Below are 17,704 nucleotides of genomic sequence, written 5' to 3' on the forward strand. Positions count from 1 at the left end.
TTTTTTATTCTACTAGGTTAGGACTTAACCACTTTTTTGCCAGCTCGAAGTCGATATTTTTTCTTGAAGCAAAATCTTTGACTTGATCTTCTTTTATTTTTCCCAAACCAAAATATCTTGCTTCAGGGTTAGCAAAGTAATATCCCGAAACCGAAGCTGCTGGCCACATCGCCAGACCTTCAGTAAGTTCGACTCCTATATTTTCTTTTACCTTTAATAGTTCCCAGATTGTTAGTTTCTCGAGATGATCCGGACAAGCGGGATATCCTGGTGCAGGTCTAATTCCTTTATAAGCTTCTTTAATTAACTCATCATTAGACAGTTTTTCTTCTTTAGCATATCCCCAATGTTCTTTTCTTACTTTTTCATGTAGATATTCTGCGAAAGCTTCGGCCAAACGATCTGCTAAAGCTTTAATCATAATTGAATTATAATCATCATGTTCTTTTTCAAAATCCTCTGCCAGCTCTTTGGTTCCAAATCCTGTCGTAACGCAGAAACATCCTATATAATCTTGTCTTTTACATTCTTTTGGAGCGACGAAGTCGGCTAACGCGAAGTTGGGTTTATCTGCATGCTTTTTTAATTGCTGTCTAAGAGTTCTAAATTCAAAATTTCCAGAATTAGTTTTAACCTCTATATCATCATCATTAATGGTATTCGCTTCGAACAACCCAAATATTGCTTTTGCACTTAGTAATCTTTCTTTAAGCACTTTGCTCAGTAATTCCTTCGCATCTGTAAATAAGGAAGTAGCTTGTTCTCCTACAACTTCATCATTTAGAATAGCTGGATATTTTCCATGAAGATCCCAAGACCTAAAAAATGGAGTCCAATCAATATATGGCTCTAACTTATTTAAATCAAACTCTTCGATAATCTGAACCCCTAACTCATTTGGTTCTGTAATTTTGGAAGTGCTCCAGTCGATGGTATATTTATTTTTTCTTGCATCTTCAATCGATAGATACTCCTTCTTTTTTGTTCTTTTTAAAAAGCTCTCTCTAAATTTCTCATAGTCTTCTTTTAATGCTCCTACGTATTTTTGATTACTTCTTTTATTCAAAAGATCTCCTACCACAGTCACTGCTCTTGATGCGTCATTTACATGCACCACAGCATTTTGATATTGCGGATCTATTTTTACCGCGGTATGTGCCTTAGAAGTAGTTGCTCCTCCGATCAATAATGGAATTTTAAAATTTCTACGTTCCATTTCTTTGGCTAAAAAAACCATTTCATCCAGAGACGGAGTAATCAATCCACTCAATCCAATGATATCGACACTTTCATCAATTGCGGTCTGAATAATTTTCTCCGGCGGTACCATAACTCCTAGATCCACAATCTCATAATTATTACACCCTAATACAACAGACACTATATTCTTACCGATATCATGAACATCTCCCTTTACAGTAGCCATTAACACTTTTCCAGCAGAACCATTTCCTTCGGCTGAACTTGGGTTGTTTTTCTTTTCTTCTTCGATATAAGGTAATAAGTAAGCAACTGCTTTTTTCATAACCCTAGCTGATTTAACAACTTGTGGTAAAAACATTTTTCCCGAACCGAATAAATCTCCAACTACATTCATTCCGGTCATCAGATTACCTTCAATTACTTCAATAGGCTTATCGGCTGCTTGTCTCGCTTCCTCTACATCCTCTTCTATGTATTGATCAATTCCTTTTACCAATGCTCTGGTTATACGGTCTTGCAAAGGTTCTTCTCTCCAGGAAAGATCAACTGTTTGTTCTTTTTTAGTTCCTTTTACGGTTTCGGCAAAATCAAGTAAACGTTCAGTTGCATCCTCTCTTCGATCTAAGATCACATCTTCTACATATTCCAATAGATCTTTAGGTATATCATCGTATACTTCGAGCATTGTAGGGTTTACAATACCCATATTCATTCCAGCCTGAATAGCGTGATATAAAAACACAGAATGCATGGCTTCTCTAACCACGTTGTTTCCTCTAAAGGAAAAAGAAACATTACTAACTCCACCACTGACACTACAATGAGGTAAATTTTCTCTTACCCATCTCGTAGCTTCAATAAAATCTATTGCATTTTTACGATGTTCTTCCATTCCAGTAGCTACTGGAAATATATTTAAATCAAATATGATATCCTCGGGAGGAAAATTAACCTGATTTACTAGGATATCATAGGATCTTTTAGAGATCTCAATACGGCGTTCATAATTATCTGCCTGACCAACCTCATCAAAAGCCATTATAATTACTGCAGCTCCATATCTTTTGATTTTTTTGGCATGTGCTATAAACTCTTTTTCTCCTTCTTTTAGACTGATAGAATTTACTACACATTTTCCTTGTACAACTTGTAATCCTGCTTCTAAAATATCCCATTTAGAGCTATCAATCATGATTGGCACTCTGGCAATATCGGGTTCTGCCATAATAAGATTCAGGAACCTTACCATCGCTTCTTTTCCGTCTATCAAACCATCGTCCATATTGATATCGATCACCTGAGCTCCTCCTTCTACCTGATGTCTGGCAATATCAAGTGCTTCATCAAATTTCTCTTCCTTGATGAGACGAAGAAATTTTCTAGATCCTGCTACATTAGTACGCTCACCAACATTTATAAAGTTCGTATCAGCCGAAACAATCATCGGCTCAAGTCCGGATAACTTTAAGTATTTTCTTTTTTCCTTTACCGCCATAATCTAAATCACTGCTTCTAATGATCTTGGTTGATACTTTTTGGCAATATCTGCAATTGCCTTGATATGCTCTGGAGTAGTTCCACAACATCCTCCAATAATATTTACCAAATTTTTGTCTAAATATTCTTTTATTTGATCTGCCATTTGCTCTGGAGTTTCATCATACTCTCCAAAAGCATTTGGCAATCCTGCATTGGGATGTGCTGACACCCAAAAATCAGCTTTCTGTGATAGCACCTCTAAATGTGGAGTTAACTGATTTGCTCCCAAGGCACAATTAAATCCTATAGACAATAAAGGAATATGCGAAACAGAAATTAAAAATGCCTCCGCTGTCTGACCAGATAGTGTTCTCCCACTTGCATCTGTTATGGTTCCACTTACCATGATTGGCACCTCTATATTTCTTTCGTCTTTTACTTCTTCTATTGCAAAAAGAGCAGCTTTTGCATTCAATGTGTCAAAAACAGTTTCTACCAAAAGTATATCAGACCCTCCATCTAATAATGCTTCCACCTGTAGTTTATATGCTATCCTTAACTCATCAAAAGTGACCGCTCTAAAACCAGGATCATTTACATCTGGTGACATGCTAGCAGTTCTATTGGTAGGCCCAATAGATCCAGCAACAAAACGTGGCTTATTAGGTTCGTTAGCGGTAAATTCATCTGCCACCTCTTTAGCTATCTTAGCAGATTGAAAGTTTAATTCATATACTAATTCTTCCATTTCGTAATCTGCCATGGCAATAGTTGTTCCTGAGAAAGTATTGGTTTCCACAATATCCGCACCTGCTTCAAAATACAAGCGATGTACTTCTTTAATTGCTTCGGGTTGCGTAATACTCAATAAATCATTATTCCCTTGAACTGGAACTTTCCAATCCTTAAACCGTTCGCCTCTAAAATCTTCTTCGGTAAACTTATGACGTTGTAGCATAGTCCCCATTGCTCCATCCAACACAAGGATTCTTTCCTCTAATATTTTTTGTATATCCTTCATTTAAAAATCCGATAATTACACACATGTAGTTTGATCCATAAAAAGATCTTTACATATGAAAAACATTCTGTCTAATACTAAAATAACAGTACCAGACATAGGTTATCAATCATACAATTACTATATCAAGAAAAATAAATGGAAATAGGCTGAGCCATACATCATTGTTATCTATTTCGTATGAGACGAATAGAATGTAGCACCTTCTTTAACAGATAAAGGGTTGCTAAGGTTTCATAGGGTCTATTCCCTCCACCTTTCTTGATAACATAATTAAATTTATGAACTGCGTAGACATTATCTACGTAAAACGTTTACAAATAAAAGGCATAGCCTTTTATTTTGCAAGTTTAATCTATTTTTTTAGGATTCTGGAGCTAATTCAATCTCCAATCCATCTAATTCTGGAGTGATTGGAATCTGGCAGCCAAGTCTACTATTATCCTCCACATAAAAAGCTTCTGCTAACATTAAGTCCTCATCCTGTCCCATTTCTGGAAGCTCATGATCTGATAAAATATAACATTGACAAGATGCACACATAGCCATTCCGCCACAAGTACCTTCTACCGGAAGTTCATAAGCCTTACACACCTCCATTAGGTTCATTGCCATATCAGTAGGAGCTTGTACTTCATGAATTTCTCCTTCTCTATCTTTTATCTTTATAGTAACGTCTGACATACTATTGCATTAAGGGTATAAAAATCCTCGTAAATATACCGAAAATGATCAGTATTACTTACGAGGAAAAAAATTTATAAGTCTTATACGATTGCTTTTACTACCTCTTTTTTGGCTTCTTTTTTAGATCCATCAAATCCTTCTACTCCACCTACTGTAGTATATTTCATCACATATTTTTTATCAGGGAAGATTCTTTGATAGGCACTCTGACACATAATGGCAGCTTCATGGAATCCAGAAAGTATTAACTTAAGCTTTCCCCTGTAGGTATTTACATCTCCTATAGCATAGATTCCTGGAATATTTGTTTGATAATCATACGAATTATCAACTTTAATTGCATTCTTTTCTATTTCTAATCCCCAATTTGCAATTGGACCTAATTTTGGTGATAATCCGAATAATGGAATAAAGTAATCTGTATCTACATTAATATCTCCTTGTGTCTTGTGTTTGATTCCAACACCTGTAACGTGATCTTCTCCTTTAATTTCTTTTACTTCGGCTTCGGTAATTAAGTTTACTTTACCCAGTTTAGTTAATTCACCTACTCTTTCTACAGAATCTAAAGCACCTCTAAATTCATTCCTTCTGTGTACCAAAGTAACCTCACTTGCCACATCTGCAAGGAAAATAGTCCAATCCAATGCTGAATCTCCACCTCCCGCGATTACTACTCTTTTATCTCTATACACCTCAGGATCTCTAATAATGTATGCCACTCCTTTATCTTCGAAATCCGCAATATTAGGAATTGGTGGTTTACGAGGCTCAAAAGAACCCAATCCTCCAGCAATCGCTACTACAGGAGCATTGTGTTTCGTTCCTTTGTTGGTAGTCACCAAAAAGGTATCATCTTCCAATTTCTCAATTGTTTCAGCTCTTTCTCCTAAAGTAAAACCTGGTTCAAAAGGTTTTATCTGCTCCATTAAATTATTTACTAAATCTCCAGCCAAAATTTCTGGAAATCCAGGAATATCATAAATCGGTTTTTTAGGATATATTTCCGAGCATTGACCACCTGGTTGTGGCAACGCATCGATAAGATGTGTTTTTAATTTTAATAATCCTGCTTCAAAAACAGTGAATAAACCTGTTGGTCCTGCTCCGATGATTAGAATATCAGTCTTGATCATGTTCAACTTCTTTTTTTCCTATTAATCCTTTGGTAAATTCATTGAGTGTTTCCACTTTTTCCTCGAAATCACCTTTTATTGTTTTTCTATATTCATTTAAATTTTTGACTAAGTCATCAATATTTTCTGGAATTACTTCTTCAAAAAACTGACGTAATCTTTTGGCAGTGGTCGGTGACTTTCCGTTAGTCGAAATAGCCACTTTCACATTACCTTTGGTAACAATACCTCCCATATAAAAATCACAGTATGGAGGATTGTCTGCTACATTCACCAATTTACTTCTTTTCCTACAATCTTTATACACTTGTACATTAACTTTTGGAACATCTGTTGTAGCAATTGCTATATGTTTTCCTTTCAGAAAACGTCTGTGATATTTCTTTTTTATCATTTTTACTCCGAACTTACTTGCCAAAGTCACAGTATCTTCTCTATACATTGGAGACACCATTGTTACTTTAGCATCCGGGCTTGATTTTAATAAGAACGTTAGTTTTTCTTCGGCCACATTTCCTCCTCCTACAATTAGAATTTCGAGATTTCTAACCTTTAGAAAAACGGGATATAAATTATTTCTTTCTTTCACACGCTTAAATTTTATTAATTATTTCAATAATAAATTAATTATAAAATTGAGAACCTGTGTAACCACTCTGTTCTCGTATTAAAAATTTAAACATTTTCTTTTTTCAAACAAATATTAAATTTTTCAATACTCGTTTCATCTTTATAGCTATCCTGAACTATCAAGATACGATTTCTTCTTTTATATTCTTACAAATAGAAGCTAATTTAGCTCTTTGTTTCACTACTTCTCCGATTACAATAATGGCAGGTGAAGACAATTTTTGTTCTGAAACTACTTGTTCTATAGTTCCAATCGAACCATATCCAAACCTCTCATTATCAGTTGTTCCGTTCTGGATAACAGCTACAGGAACCTCTTGTTTATTTTCGGCTGCAAAGATACTAACAATTTCGCTTAACTTGCTCATTCCCATTAAAATTACCACAGTCGCATTAGATTTAGCTGCCAGGCAAACGTCCTGTGATAATTTATGAGATTTTGTTGTTCCAGTGATCACCCAAAAACTCTCGGATGAACCTCGTTTTGTCAGTGGAATTCCTTGATATGCTGGTACCGCTAGAGATGATGATATCCCAGGAACCATATTTGTTTCAATTCCAAATTCTTGCACATAATCAATTTCTTCTGCTCCACGTCCGAAAATAAAAGGGTCTCCTCCTTTTAATCGAACGACATGTCCATGACTTTTTGCTCTACTAATAATTAATTCATTGATCTGTTCTTGTTGATAAGCGTAACACCCTTTTCGTTTCCCTACAAATATTTTTTCGGCATTCGGAGCATATTCTAAAAGAGATTCATTAATCAATGCATCGTACAATACAACATCTGCTGATGCTAATGCTTTGATAGCTTTTAATGTAATTAAATCTGGATCCCCTGGACCTGCTCCTACAACTGTTAACTTTGGCATCTTGCTACTCATTTTCATCTACTTACACAATTTATTATCACAAATTCGGTTGATGTAAAGATATTATACATTTTCCACTTCAAGTGCTCTAAAGGCTTGCACTTTTTGCAAAAATTGCCCTGCATTTTTAATATAATCCACTGCAAAATCCTTACTTGGTGCATTTCTTTGAATCTGATATATCAAATCTGCGAATGTTCCATCTAGATTTATTTTGCCAGTTGACACAAATTCTTCATCAAACTGATTGATAATACCTGCATGTGTATTTGTCTTCTTATTTTCCGCTAACAATAGGGCTTTTGCAGAGTTAACAAGAGAACTATAAGCATGGTAAACTGCGTCTGAGTAGACTTCGTTTTCAAAAGATACTTTTGCATTTTCAATCTTCTCTTCACTTTCCAAGAACAAAGTAGCAATTAAGTCTATGACTACGCCTGCACATTCTCCAATTCCAATCGCTTTTACATATTCTTCTTCATTTCCCCAATCGATAAAATCTTCTTGGGTAAGATTATCCACATTGGATAAGTCTGTTAGAAAATCGTAGAAATATTTTTCTCCTTGGTTTGCATAATACTCTACAAATTTTCTTCCATTCGAATTTGCTTCAAAATCATCTAATATTCTACGTAAAGCCTCTGGTCCTCTTCTACTTGGCACTTTAACCACTTTATCTGCAAATCGACCTTTACCATCTCCTAGATTTCCTCCACCCAATAATATTTGAAGCGCTGGCGCTACTAACTTGTCTTTGGTTCTAACAGACATCCCTTGGAAACCAATATTTGCCATATTATGCTGTCCACAGGCATTCATACATCCACTGATCTTTATTACAAGATCGTCTTTTTCTAAATATTGAGGATATTCTGTTTTTATAACTCTTTCTAATTCTTCTGCAATACCTGTACTACTTGCTATTCCCAAATTACACGTATCAGTTCCTGGACATGCAGTAATATCAATTGCTTTATTATAACCCGCTTCAACAAATCCTAACTTTTCTAATTCTTGATAGAAGAAAGGCACTAAATTTTCTTTTACAAAAGGAATTAAAATATTTTGACGCAGTGATAACCTTAATTCTCCTGCTGCGTATTTTTCTACTAAATCTGCTAATAATCTTGCCTTATCAGTGTAGAAATCTCCTAATAAAACCTTGATTCCAATAGCAACATATCCATCCTGTTTTTGTGTGATCACATTGGTAGATTTCCACAAATCAAAAGCTTTTTGATCTTTAATTTCTACCACAGGTGCTTCAATATCAACTGGAACGGATGCTACATATTTTTCAGCATCTATCTCCACTGTTTTTTGCGCAATAGCTTTTTGCTCTGCTTCTAATAATTTTTTAAAAGCGTCTAAGCCAATATTCTTAACTAAAAACTTCATTCTAGCTTTGGCTCTACTTTTGCGCTCACCATGACGATCAAAAATTCTTAACACTCCTTCCATCAAAGGAATTATTTTGTTAGCTGGTAAAAAGCTATACAACTCATCTGCATGTCTTGGTTGTGACCCTAATCCACCTGCCAACATTACTTTAAAACCTCTTACACCATTTTCTATCTTGGCAATAAATCCTAAATCATGCATATATGATAATCCTGTATCTTCTTCTGTTCCAGAAAAAGACACCTTGAATTTACGCCCCATTTCCTGACAAATAGGATTTCTTAAAAAGAAACGAAACAATGCATCTGCATACGGTGACACGTCGAAAGGCTCTCTTGGATCAATCCCTGCAGTTTCGGAAGCTGTAACATTACGTACCGTGTTTCCACAAGCTTCTCTAAGAGTCACATCATCTTTTTCTAGTTCTGCCCAAAGTTCTGGAGTCCTATTCAAATCCACATAGTGTATTTGTATATCTTGTCTAGTCGTAATATGCAATCTACCTCTAGAATACTCATCAGAAACCTCACAAATTCTTCGTAGCTGATTACTTAAAACCTTACCATAAGGTAGTTTAATACGAATCATTTGCACTCCTTCCTGACGCTGCCCATATACACCTCTTGCTAAACGAAGGCTACGAAATTTTTCCTCATCGATTTTCCCTTTATGGAATTGCTCAATTTTATTTGCTAATTCTATAATGTCTTTTTCGACAACTGGGTTTTCTATTTCTGTTCTAAAACTTTGCATTTTTTTTCGTGTTTAAAGCTTAAAAAAAGACGTACCTATGACTTTTGTATTCAATTTTTAATTCTTAAAAATTCTTGTTTCTTTATTTCTAAATGTTGGCCATTTAACTAGTCTATAAAACCAACGCCTGCGGTATTGTTTGTTTGAGAATCTATTAATATAAATGATCCCGAGGCTTTATTCTTACTATAAGAATCAATAGCCAAAGGCTTACTTAATTGTATCTGAACCTTCCCAATTTCATTAAGACTTAATGAATTTTGCTCTGTATCTTCTCCAGAAAAATCTGTAGCAATCGTGCCGCTAACATTTTTCACTTTTGCCAAAATTCTACTACTCCCACTCTGAATTAAATAATTTGCTCCTGGATTTAAATTCTTATTATCCATCCAACAAACTGTAGCCGATAATTGCTTTTCTACTTTTGGTTGTTCTGATGATTTTACAATCATATCTCCACGACTAACGTTTACATCATCTTCTAAGGTTAATGTACAAGAACTACCTCTACCTGCTGTGTCAAATTGCTGATCAAAAAAGAATATTTCTTTTATTTTGGACGTTGTTAAGGACGGTAAAATAGTAACCTCATCTCCTACCGAAAGATCTCCTCCGTACAACTTACCTGCATACCCTCTAAAATCATGGAATTCATCTTTCTTAGGTCTAATTACTGTTTGCACTGGGAAACGCACCTCTGCTTTTTCAAATACGTCTTGTGCATCTAATTCTTCTAGATGCTCTAACAATGTTTGACCATCATACCAAGGCGTATTTTCGGATTTGGCAACTACGTTATCTCCTTGTAATGCACTAACCGGAATAAATGTAACATTCTGCTCTTTGTAATCACTTTTAGCAATTAACTTTTCAAAATCAGACTTAACAGCATCATATTTCTCTTTTGAAAAATCAACCAAATCCATTTTATTAATTGCTACAATAACGTCTTTAACTCTTAACAGATTATTGATAAAAAAGTGACGGTATGTTTGTTCTATTACTCCTTTTCTAGCATCTACCAAAATAATAGAAGCCTGAGAGGTAGAAGCTCCAGTAACCATATTTCTGGTATATTCTATATGCCCAGGAGTATCTGCTATAATATAACTTTTGGTTTTTGTTGAAAAGTAAATATGAGCTACGTCAATAGTGATTCCCTGCTCTCTTTCTGCTACCAATCCATCTGTAGCCAATGAAAAATCAAGATAATCAAATCCGTTTGCTTTACTTCTAGTTTCTATAGCCTCTAACTTATCTGTAGTCAATGATTTTGTGTCGTATAAAATACGACCTATCAAAGTACTCTTCCCATCATCTACACTTCCTGCTGTTGCAATCTTTAGTACGTCCATTTCTTTTTTGGTTGAAGGTTAATAGTTAATTGTTGATCGTTACATTTTATAATATTGATTAGCAAAAAGACTATCACCTATATTTTTTTAATTCTTTATCACCATTTTATAATTAGCTAGCCACATAGCACTATTAACTAACAACTATAAACTCATTTTAAAAATATCCTTGTTGTTTTCTTTTTTCCATTGCCGCTTCCGATCTTTTATCATCGATACGAGCTCCCCTTTCTGAAATTGTTGATTCCCTTATTTCCGCTACTACTTTGTCGATGGTAATTGCATCAGAAAGCACAGCAGCAGTACATGACATATCACCAACTGTACGAAATCTAACCAATCGTTCTTCTACCAGTTCATCCTCTTCTCTATGTACGATATCATCTTCTGCAGACCATATCATACCATCTCTAACAAACGTTTTACGTTTGTGTGCAAAATAAATCGACGGAATTTCTATCCCTTCCTTCTGGATATAACTCCAAACATCTAATTCGGTCCAGTTACTTATAGGAAATACTCTCACGTTTTGTCCCAAATCTATTTTCCCATTGAGGTGATCGAACAATTCTGGCCTCTGATTTTTCTCATCCCATTGACCAAAATCATCTCTTACAGAAAAAATACGTTCTTTGGCTCTAGCTTTTTCTTCATCACGCCTAGCACCACCGATTGCAGCATCGAACTTAAATTCTTCTAAAGCATCCAAGAGTGTTGTAGTTTGTAAACTATTACGGCTAGCGTATTTTCCTTTTTCTTCGACTACCTTACCCTGATCAATAGAATCCTGAACATTACGCACAATTAACTCTACTCCTAGCTCTTCTGCTAGGCGATCTCTAAATTCGATAGTTTCTGGAAAATTATGCCCCGTATCAATATGTAATAATGGAAATGGGATTTTAGCAGGATAAAATGCTTTCTGTGCCAGTCGCACTAATGTAATAGAATCTTTCCCTCCCGAAAAAAGTAATACAGGCTTCTCGAACTGAGCAACTACTTCTCTAAAAATATAAATTGCTTCACTTTCCAAAGGATTTACTTCTAGTACTTTTTTATCCAAAACTTGTTCTTTTATATGTTCAATAACTTCCATATAATGTGTTTTTTAATCTTCTTTTTTACGTCCTACACTACTACACCAGATTAATTAGTATGTAATCCACACTCTCTGTTTCCTAACACTTTGGTAGGGTCAAAATATTTAAATTCGTTTGGTAAATTATGCTGTTCTAAATACACATCTAACTCTGCATCACTGTAATAGTAGAATGGACTTACTTTAAGTACTCCATCTCCACTCAAACTCAAAATATCTAGTGAATCTCTTAACGCTGTTTGTCCTTTTCTCAGGTTAGTAAACCAAACATCTGGTTTAAAATCTGCCATTGCTCTCTTAAAAGGTTCTAGCTTTACTTGTTCGGTAAATAACTTATGCATAGGATCCTCGATATCAGGAATCCCCATCACCACATCTCTATGAGAAGAAGTTTGCTTAGGAACATACAGTTTAATGTTTAATTTCAATAACTCAATAACTTCCTCAGCATGTCTATATGTATTCGGTGTATTATAACCTGAATCACACCAAATCACTGGAATATCCGATAAAGCCTGAGCACATACATTTAATATTGCGGCTTCATAAGGTCTAAAGTTAGTTGTTACCACAGGTGTTTTTGCATTTAAAACAGCCCATTGAACAATTTCTAAAGGACTCTTATCCTTTAAAGTATTATTCAATCTTTCTATGTCTTTTTCTGTAAAGTTCATCTTTAATTTCTCTTTTCCTGTAATAGCAATTATTTTCCCCATTTGATTCGATTCCAAATTCTTTCATGAAAGAAATACAATATCATCTTTGTCACAAAATCAATTGATGCGATAGATGTAGCTAGAGCGATCTCTCCTGTTAACACATAAGAAACTATCAATGTATCCAACGTACCAACGATTCTCCAGCTAATAGCTTTTGCAACACTACGCAAAGGCTTTTCTGAAGCTCTATCAGTTTCGTACGATGTTTTTTTCGTAGCTACTTTATCTAATATCATTTGATCTACAACCATTTTTTAATTAAAACCTATTACCCTATCGGAATAGTAGATTATTAAACAAATGTAGATATAAAATTCTATTATTAAGTCCAAAAAACTTTAAAAAATTACTAGAAATGAAATAATTATGATATTATTAATAAAAACCCTAGTAGATTAGTAGATTATTAACCAAATTATCTTAAATCCTCTGAATCAATCATAATAATATCTGTTTTTACAGTGGTACTATTGTTGAAGTTGTCCCATATTTTAAAACTAAGACTATGATATCCAGGGTTTATATCTTTTAACGCGTATTCTATTACGCCGTTTTTATAAGTGTCGTTTTGATTTTTGAAAGAATTATTAAGAATAACCCTCTTTTCTTCGTCACCATTAATGATCAATTCTATCTGATGCCCAAGACCTTGCGAAAGATTTATACCACTTTCATCACTAATAAATACTTCCATTTTCGTATTAGAGGTAATAACATTAATATCTTTAATCTCTTTACCTCCTAAAAGCATTTTAACCTTAGGGCTTTTGACATCTTTTGCTACAGCATCATTTATACCTCCCATTAAAACTTTGTCATATACACCAAATAAGTCTTTTGTAGTATTATCCTCTTGAGCATATAAACTTATTTTTCCAGTTCCCACAGCAACATCCATATCTTTTGGCAACACAAAACTGATATCAAATCGTCCTTTTTTAACCCTTGCATTACTTCGAACAACAATCTCATCTTGACTCTTATAATTCATCCTTATCAAATCTCCTTTTGCATCTTTAATTCGATCATTTGCCAATGTTTCCCTATCTTTTTCTCTATCGAAAACTGTAAGTTGTATATTACCTTTAAAATCTTTCTTAACTCTTCCTTTATCATTTATCAATTGCCCGGATATTTTTACTTTATCTAACACCTTCAACGTATCTTTAAACTTATCGATCGGTATGTTATTAACATGGGTTATTTGAGCTCCAGCAGAAGGCAATTGAAGCGACATGGCTGGATCACCAATAAAAAACACATTTCTTTTATCATGAAATCGTGAACTATTTTTTAACTTCAAGACTGCTTCTGCTGGTTTTAATGATGCTCCATTCTCTGAAAACAAAGACCTTATAACTTTATTATTTATTCTGATACCACTACTCAAAAAAATCTCTCTTGTTGTTGCAATTAAACCTATTGCTCCTCCTTTCGGATTCTTAAAAAGATACTCTCCCACAGAAGTCGTATGTGGGTTATCAAAACGAGTAGCCAAGCAAGTAACAGTAATAAACAAAGGAAGTCGATTGATATTTTTTAATTCCCTGGCTTCTTTTTTCGTAAAAAAGAATTCAATTCCGAAGCCTTCTTCTTCTGCATGCCCGAAATAATCAACTACTGCTGCACCTCTGTGAATTCTTTTCACTAGATCTGAAGTGACTTTAGGATATTTTTGACCACTGAAAGAGGTATGTTGCAGATATGAATCACTATACATCTTCGAAATATTCAAAAAAGGATATTTCACAACTATTGAATCCGACAATTTATCCAGATTTTCCTGAATCCCTCTTTCCCATCTTTTATCGATATCATCAGAAAGTAATAATATATCATTTCGCCAATCCCCTAAAGAACTCTTTTGATGGTATCCTATAAATTTATTTACAAACTCATCTGCTTCCTTTGCATCGTTTACCAATATTCTACCTACTACAATATCTAAGTCATCTTTTAACTGCATCGTTCCTTCTTCGGGATCCATCATCACAAAAAAATCATCTGAAATATATGATCTTGTATTAGAAAAACTATTGTAGCTTATAAAACTAGGAACATCATTTTTTTTAAAAGTTCCAAGAGTTGAAACTCCTTCTAACTTATTTTTGTAATCTATCGTAGCATTACCCATGAGGCAGACATAAGAAACTCTTTTATTTTCTTCAGAAGCATTACTATACACGTACCTAATAAAATTCCTAATGGCACCTATGTCTTTTTTTCCACTACTAAACTCATTATAAATTTTTTGTAATGAAACTACTTTTACATTAAGACCATTATGAACTCTATGAAAATTTGCTAATCTGTTTGCTGCTCCTAACATCTCGTGTGTGGTAATAATCAAATAATCAATATCTAAGAACTTACCTGTATCATCTAAAAAAATGGTTCCTTTCAGATTTTGATTTTCTACTTTCGATTCTTTTAATAGCAAAGGAGTGTAAAAATGATCAAAAGAGACAGAGATGAACTTTCTTTCTTGATTCATTCGAATATTAAAATCGAATGTATTTTGAAGCGAATAATTTTTATAGACAGTAAGCTCCGAAGGATTTGTAACATCCCACACTTCTTCAATCTTACCAGCATTTGATAGCTGTACTGTTGCTATTTTATCTATATTTCGAGAAAGCGGCGTTCCAAATTCTAAAGGTTTATCCGTATTTATCAATAGTCTTTCTGTAGACACACTTATATAGTCTATAAAGGCTTTTCCTAAAGCTTTTTCATTAATAAAGTACTTTAAACCAAAACGTATAGAATCTGAGTTTGTTCTAAAGGTTTTTTGCAATCGACCTTCTCTAGCAAAGACATTATTAGAAGATGGTGGAAAACTAATCTTCTCCAGATCTCTCTCACTAATTTCAATTTCTAGTATAGAAGGTTTATAGGACTGGTTAGCAGCAATCAACGTATAGTGGATAGATGCTGTATCTACTTTATTAGGAAAATGGAAAGAAAAGCTTTTTTCTTCATTTTCTTTCATTTTATTACCAAACCATCTTCGCCCCATTAAACCAAGATTAAAATCATCAATTTCATGAAACTGATAATCTATAAAAGATGTAATGAGCGTATCACCTTTTTTAATTGAATTCTTAGCTTCAGAAATACGCTTTCCTTTTTTACCATCTGCAGTGATAAAATAAAATGATCTATCATCATATAAATTTATGTGGGTTTTACTATCAGAATTATATTCATTAGTACCACGACCATAAAATAAGATGTAAGCATCTTTAGATAATTTACCATCTTTAATTCCAACAATTTTTATTGGATTCTCTATTAAATCAAAAGTAGTATTCTCTTTGTTTCTTAACGGTAACATAGAACCACCATTACCATAAACTTTAATGGTGGTTGGATCTATATTAGAAACATCCAACCCTAAATCTATCAAAAATTGATATGAGATTTTATGAACTCCTGTCTTAGCCACATAAAACTTATACCAATTTCCTGTTGTTAAAACAGAGTTCGATAATGGAATTTTAGATGCTTCTTGAAATGAAGGTTGTTGCAGATTCGCATGTGCTAATGCATTTATCCTTCCTGTGCAGAATGCAGCAAAATTAAGCATAAAGAAGCAAAAACTAATAACATTTAGTCTATTCATACCAAATCAATTACACCAACTAAATTCTCTTGAAAACAAATTAAATTACACAAAAGCATCTGTTAAATGCACTATATTTTTAGTGTTGGAATATCCAAATATTATACCACTATATCTTTTCCAAGGCTTGTTCTATATCTGCGATAATATCATCAATATGTTCTAAACCTACCGAACACCTTACCATTCCATCTGTTATCCCTACAGAAAGTTTATCCTCCGTTGCTAATTTACTATGTGTAGTAGATGCTGGATGCGTAACAATGGTTCTAGTATCTCCCAAATTTGCTGATAACGAACACATTTGAATACTGTCGAAAAAAGTTTTCCCTCCTTCTACTCCATTCGTAACTTCAAAGGCTACGATATTGCCTCCAAGTTTCATTTGTTTTTTGGCTACTTCATATTGCGGATGTGATTTCAAAAAAGGATACTTCACCCAATTCACCTTTGGATGTTCTTCTAAGAATTCTGCTAATTTCAATGCATTCCCACAATGACGATCCGCTCTAACCGCTAGCGTTTCTAGACTTTTAGACAACACCCAAGCATTAAAAGGAGATAAAGCAGGTCCTGTATTCCTCGAAAAAAGATAGATCTCCCGAATCAATTCCTTTTTACCAACAGTTACACCACCTAAAACTCTACCTTGACCATCGATCAATTTTGTGGCAGAATGAATTACTAAATCCGCTCCAAATTTTATTGGGTTTTGCAAGTAAGGTGTTGCAAAGCAATTATCAATTATCAATAATAAATTATGCTTTTTAGCAATTACCCCTAAAACTTCTAAATCCAAAACGTCCACTCCTGGATTCGTTGGAGATTCTGCATAAATAATCTTGGTATTAGACTGTATCAGATCCTCTATCGTATTTACTTCATTAACCTTAAAATAACTAGTTTCTATATTCCATTTAGGAAGATACTTAGTAAAAAGAGAATGAGTAGATCCAAATACTGATCTGGCTGAAATGATATGATCTCCTGCATTTAATAATGCTGCAAACGTAGAAAATACAGCTGCCATTCCAGTTGCAAATGCATATCCATCTTCTGCTCCTTCCAGTTTACAAATTTTATCTACAAATTCCGTTGTATTAGGATTACTAAATCTACTATATAAGTTTCTATCTTTTTCTTCAGCAAATGCAGCCCTCATTTCTTCGGAATCTTCGAAAACAAATCCCGATGTCATATACATTGGAGTAGAATGCTCTAAGAACTGAGTTTTTTCAGTTTGAGTCCTTATTGCTTGGGTTTCAAAATTGTGGCTTTTTAAGCTCATACTTCTTCGTTATTCACTACAACTTTATAATTAATTGTAGCTGTTGGTTCTAGTGTTTTAGAAACTGAACAATATTTTTCAAATGATAACTGAGCAGCTCTTTTTGCCTTTTCTGGCGAGATTTCTCCTTCTAAAAATACAGTTACCGAAATTTCTTTAAAAGGTTTTGCACCATCTATTGCTACACGTGTTCCATCTACTTCTGCCCTGTACTCTGTAATCTCTTGTCGTTGTTTTTTTAATATAGAAATCACATCAATAGCACTACATCCTGCTACTCCCATCAACACATATTCCATTGGGCTTGGCGCAAGATCATGTCCACCCACTTCGGCTTTACTATCAATATAGGTCACATGACCTCTTTCATTCTTTAATTCGAAATGGTAATCGCTATCTATTCTTTTGAGTTGTATTTTCATTTTATTTTTAA

General features: G+C 34.1%; 14 protein-coding genes and 1 riboswitch. All 14 genes read right to left on the bottom strand.

Features of this window, described 5'->3' with window-relative positions:
• Positions 1 to 4 precede the first annotated feature (4 nt).
• The 14 genes from metH to Q1A73_RS06510 all read right to left on the bottom strand — a co-directional run bounded on the left by metH (position 5) and on the right by Q1A73_RS06510 (position 17,693).
• On the bottom strand, positions 5 to 2,698 hold the full coding sequence (metH, locus tag Q1A73_RS06445) for a methionine synthase (protein ID WP_299603127.1): 2,694 nt from the start codon (positions 2,696 to 2,698) through the stop codon (positions 5 to 7).
• Positions 2,699 to 2,701: 3 nt separating this feature from the next.
• Complete coding sequence (locus Q1A73_RS06450; RefSeq protein WP_299603129.1) at positions 2,702 to 3,703, bottom strand: homocysteine S-methyltransferase family protein; 1,002 nt, start codon at positions 3,701 to 3,703, stop codon at positions 2,702 to 2,704.
• Between the two features lie 164 nt (positions 3,704 to 3,867).
• Positions 3,868 to 3,974, bottom strand: a riboswitch (SAM riboswitch).
• Positions 3,975 to 4,066: 92 nt separating this feature from the next.
• The gene (locus Q1A73_RS06455; RefSeq protein ID WP_219006710.1) at positions 4,067 to 4,387 is read right to left on the bottom strand and encodes a 2Fe-2S iron-sulfur cluster-binding protein; all 321 of its coding nucleotides are present in this window, start codon (positions 4,385 to 4,387) and stop codon (positions 4,067 to 4,069) included.
• An 83-nt stretch (positions 4,388 to 4,470) separates the two neighbouring features.
• Positions 4,471 to 5,526: an NAD(P)/FAD-dependent oxidoreductase gene (locus Q1A73_RS06460; RefSeq protein ID WP_299603136.1), complete on the bottom strand. Its 1,056-nt coding sequence runs from the start codon at positions 5,524 to 5,526 to the stop codon at positions 4,471 to 4,473.
• Complete coding sequence (locus tag Q1A73_RS06465) at positions 5,513 to 6,115, bottom strand: bifunctional precorrin-2 dehydrogenase/sirohydrochlorin ferrochelatase (protein WP_299603139.1); 603 nt, start codon at positions 6,113 to 6,115, stop codon at positions 5,513 to 5,515. The genes Q1A73_RS06460 and Q1A73_RS06465 overlap by 14 nt, the downstream gene beginning before the upstream one ends.
• 160 nt (positions 6,116 to 6,275) lie before the next feature.
• The gene (gene cobA / locus Q1A73_RS06470; RefSeq protein ID WP_299604653.1) at positions 6,276 to 7,043 is read right to left on the bottom strand and encodes a uroporphyrinogen-III C-methyltransferase; all 768 of its coding nucleotides are present in this window, start codon (positions 7,041 to 7,043) and stop codon (positions 6,276 to 6,278) included.
• Positions 7,044 to 7,094: 51 nt separating this feature from the next.
• Positions 7,095 to 9,185 (bottom strand): HEPN domain-containing protein, encoded by a 2,091-nt coding sequence (locus tag Q1A73_RS06475; RefSeq protein ID WP_299603142.1) that lies wholly within the window; start codon positions 9,183 to 9,185, stop codon positions 7,095 to 7,097.
• Between the two features lie 107 nt (positions 9,186 to 9,292).
• On the bottom strand, positions 9,293 to 10,540 hold the full coding sequence (locus Q1A73_RS06480) for a GTP-binding protein (protein WP_299603145.1): 1,248 nt from the start codon (positions 10,538 to 10,540) through the stop codon (positions 9,293 to 9,295).
• A 157-nt stretch (positions 10,541 to 10,697) separates the two neighbouring features.
• Positions 10,698 to 11,636, bottom strand: coding sequence for a sulfate adenylyltransferase subunit CysD (gene cysD / locus Q1A73_RS06485; protein WP_299603148.1), 939 nt, complete (start codon positions 11,634 to 11,636; stop codon positions 10,698 to 10,700).
• A 50-nt stretch (positions 11,637 to 11,686) separates the two neighbouring features.
• Complete coding sequence (locus Q1A73_RS06490; RefSeq protein WP_299604655.1) at positions 11,687 to 12,313, bottom strand: phosphoadenosine phosphosulfate reductase family protein; 627 nt, start codon at positions 12,311 to 12,313, stop codon at positions 11,687 to 11,689.
• A 29-nt stretch (positions 12,314 to 12,342) separates the two neighbouring features.
• A complete protein-coding gene (locus Q1A73_RS06495; protein ID WP_299603149.1) occupies positions 12,343 to 12,609 on the bottom strand; it encodes a DUF2061 domain-containing protein in 267 nt (88 codons plus the stop codon).
• Positions 12,610 to 12,773: 164 nt separating this feature from the next.
• Entirely contained in the window at positions 12,774 to 15,983 is a 3,210-nt protein-coding gene (gene porU, locus Q1A73_RS06500) for a type IX secretion system sortase PorU (RefSeq protein ID WP_299603151.1), read from the bottom strand.
• A gap of 109 nt (positions 15,984 to 16,092) precedes the next feature.
• Positions 16,093 to 17,271 carry an aminotransferase class I/II-fold pyridoxal phosphate-dependent enzyme gene (locus Q1A73_RS06505; RefSeq protein WP_299603154.1) on the bottom strand — a complete coding sequence of 393 codons (1,179 nt, stop codon included), beginning with the start codon at positions 17,269 to 17,271 and terminating at the stop codon, positions 16,093 to 16,095.
• Entirely contained in the window at positions 17,268 to 17,693 is a 426-nt protein-coding gene (locus Q1A73_RS06510; protein WP_299603157.1) for an OsmC family protein, read from the bottom strand. The genes Q1A73_RS06505 and Q1A73_RS06510 overlap by 4 nt, the downstream gene beginning before the upstream one ends.
• Between the last annotated feature and the right edge of the window lie 11 nt (positions 17,694 to 17,704).

The organism is uncultured Aquimarina sp., from assembly GCF_947492115.1.
In the GTDB taxonomy this organism is placed as follows: Bacteria; Bacteroidota; Bacteroidia; order Flavobacteriales; family Flavobacteriaceae; genus Aquimarina.

Coding starts and splice junctions, on each gene's coding strand:
- metH (WP_299603127.1), bottom strand. CDS start 2,698: ATGGCGGTAAAGGAAAAAAGAAAATACTTAAAGTTATCCGGACTTGAG.
- Q1A73_RS06450 (WP_299603129.1), bottom strand. CDS start 3,703: ATGAAGGATATACAAAAAATATTAGAGGAAAGAATCCTTGTGTTGGAT.
- Q1A73_RS06455 (WP_219006710.1), bottom strand. CDS start 4,387: ATGTCAGACGTTACTATAAAGATAAAAGATAGAGAAGGAGAAATTCAT.
- Q1A73_RS06460 (WP_299603136.1), bottom strand. CDS start 5,526: ATGATCAAGACTGATATTCTAATCATCGGAGCAGGACCAACAGGTTTA.
- cobA (WP_299604653.1), bottom strand. CDS start 7,043: ATGAGTAGCAAGATGCCAAAGTTAACAGTTGTAGGAGCAGGTCCAGGG.
- Q1A73_RS06475 (WP_299603142.1), bottom strand. CDS start 9,185: ATGCAAAGTTTTAGAACAGAAATAGAAAACCCAGTTGTCGAAAAAGAC.
- Q1A73_RS06480 (WP_299603145.1), bottom strand. CDS start 10,540: ATGGACGTACTAAAGATTGCAACAGCAGGAAGTGTAGATGATGGGAAG.
- cysD (WP_299603148.1), bottom strand. CDS start 11,636: ATGGAAGTTATTGAACATATAAAAGAACAAGTTTTGGATAAAAAAGTA.
- Q1A73_RS06490 (WP_299604655.1), bottom strand. CDS start 12,313: ATGAACTTTACAGAAAAAGACATAGAAAGATTGAATAATACTTTAAAG.
- Q1A73_RS06495 (WP_299603149.1), bottom strand. CDS start 12,609: ATGGTTGTAGATCAAATGATATTAGATAAAGTAGCTACGAAAAAAACA.
- porU (WP_299603151.1), bottom strand. CDS start 15,983: ATGAATAGACTAAATGTTATTAGTTTTTGCTTCTTTATGCTTAATTTT.
- Q1A73_RS06505 (WP_299603154.1), bottom strand. CDS start 17,271: ATGAGCTTAAAAAGCCACAATTTTGAAACCCAAGCAATAAGGACTCAA.
- Q1A73_RS06510 (WP_299603157.1), bottom strand. CDS start 17,693: ATGAAAATACAACTCAAAAGAATAGATAGCGATTACCATTTCGAATTA.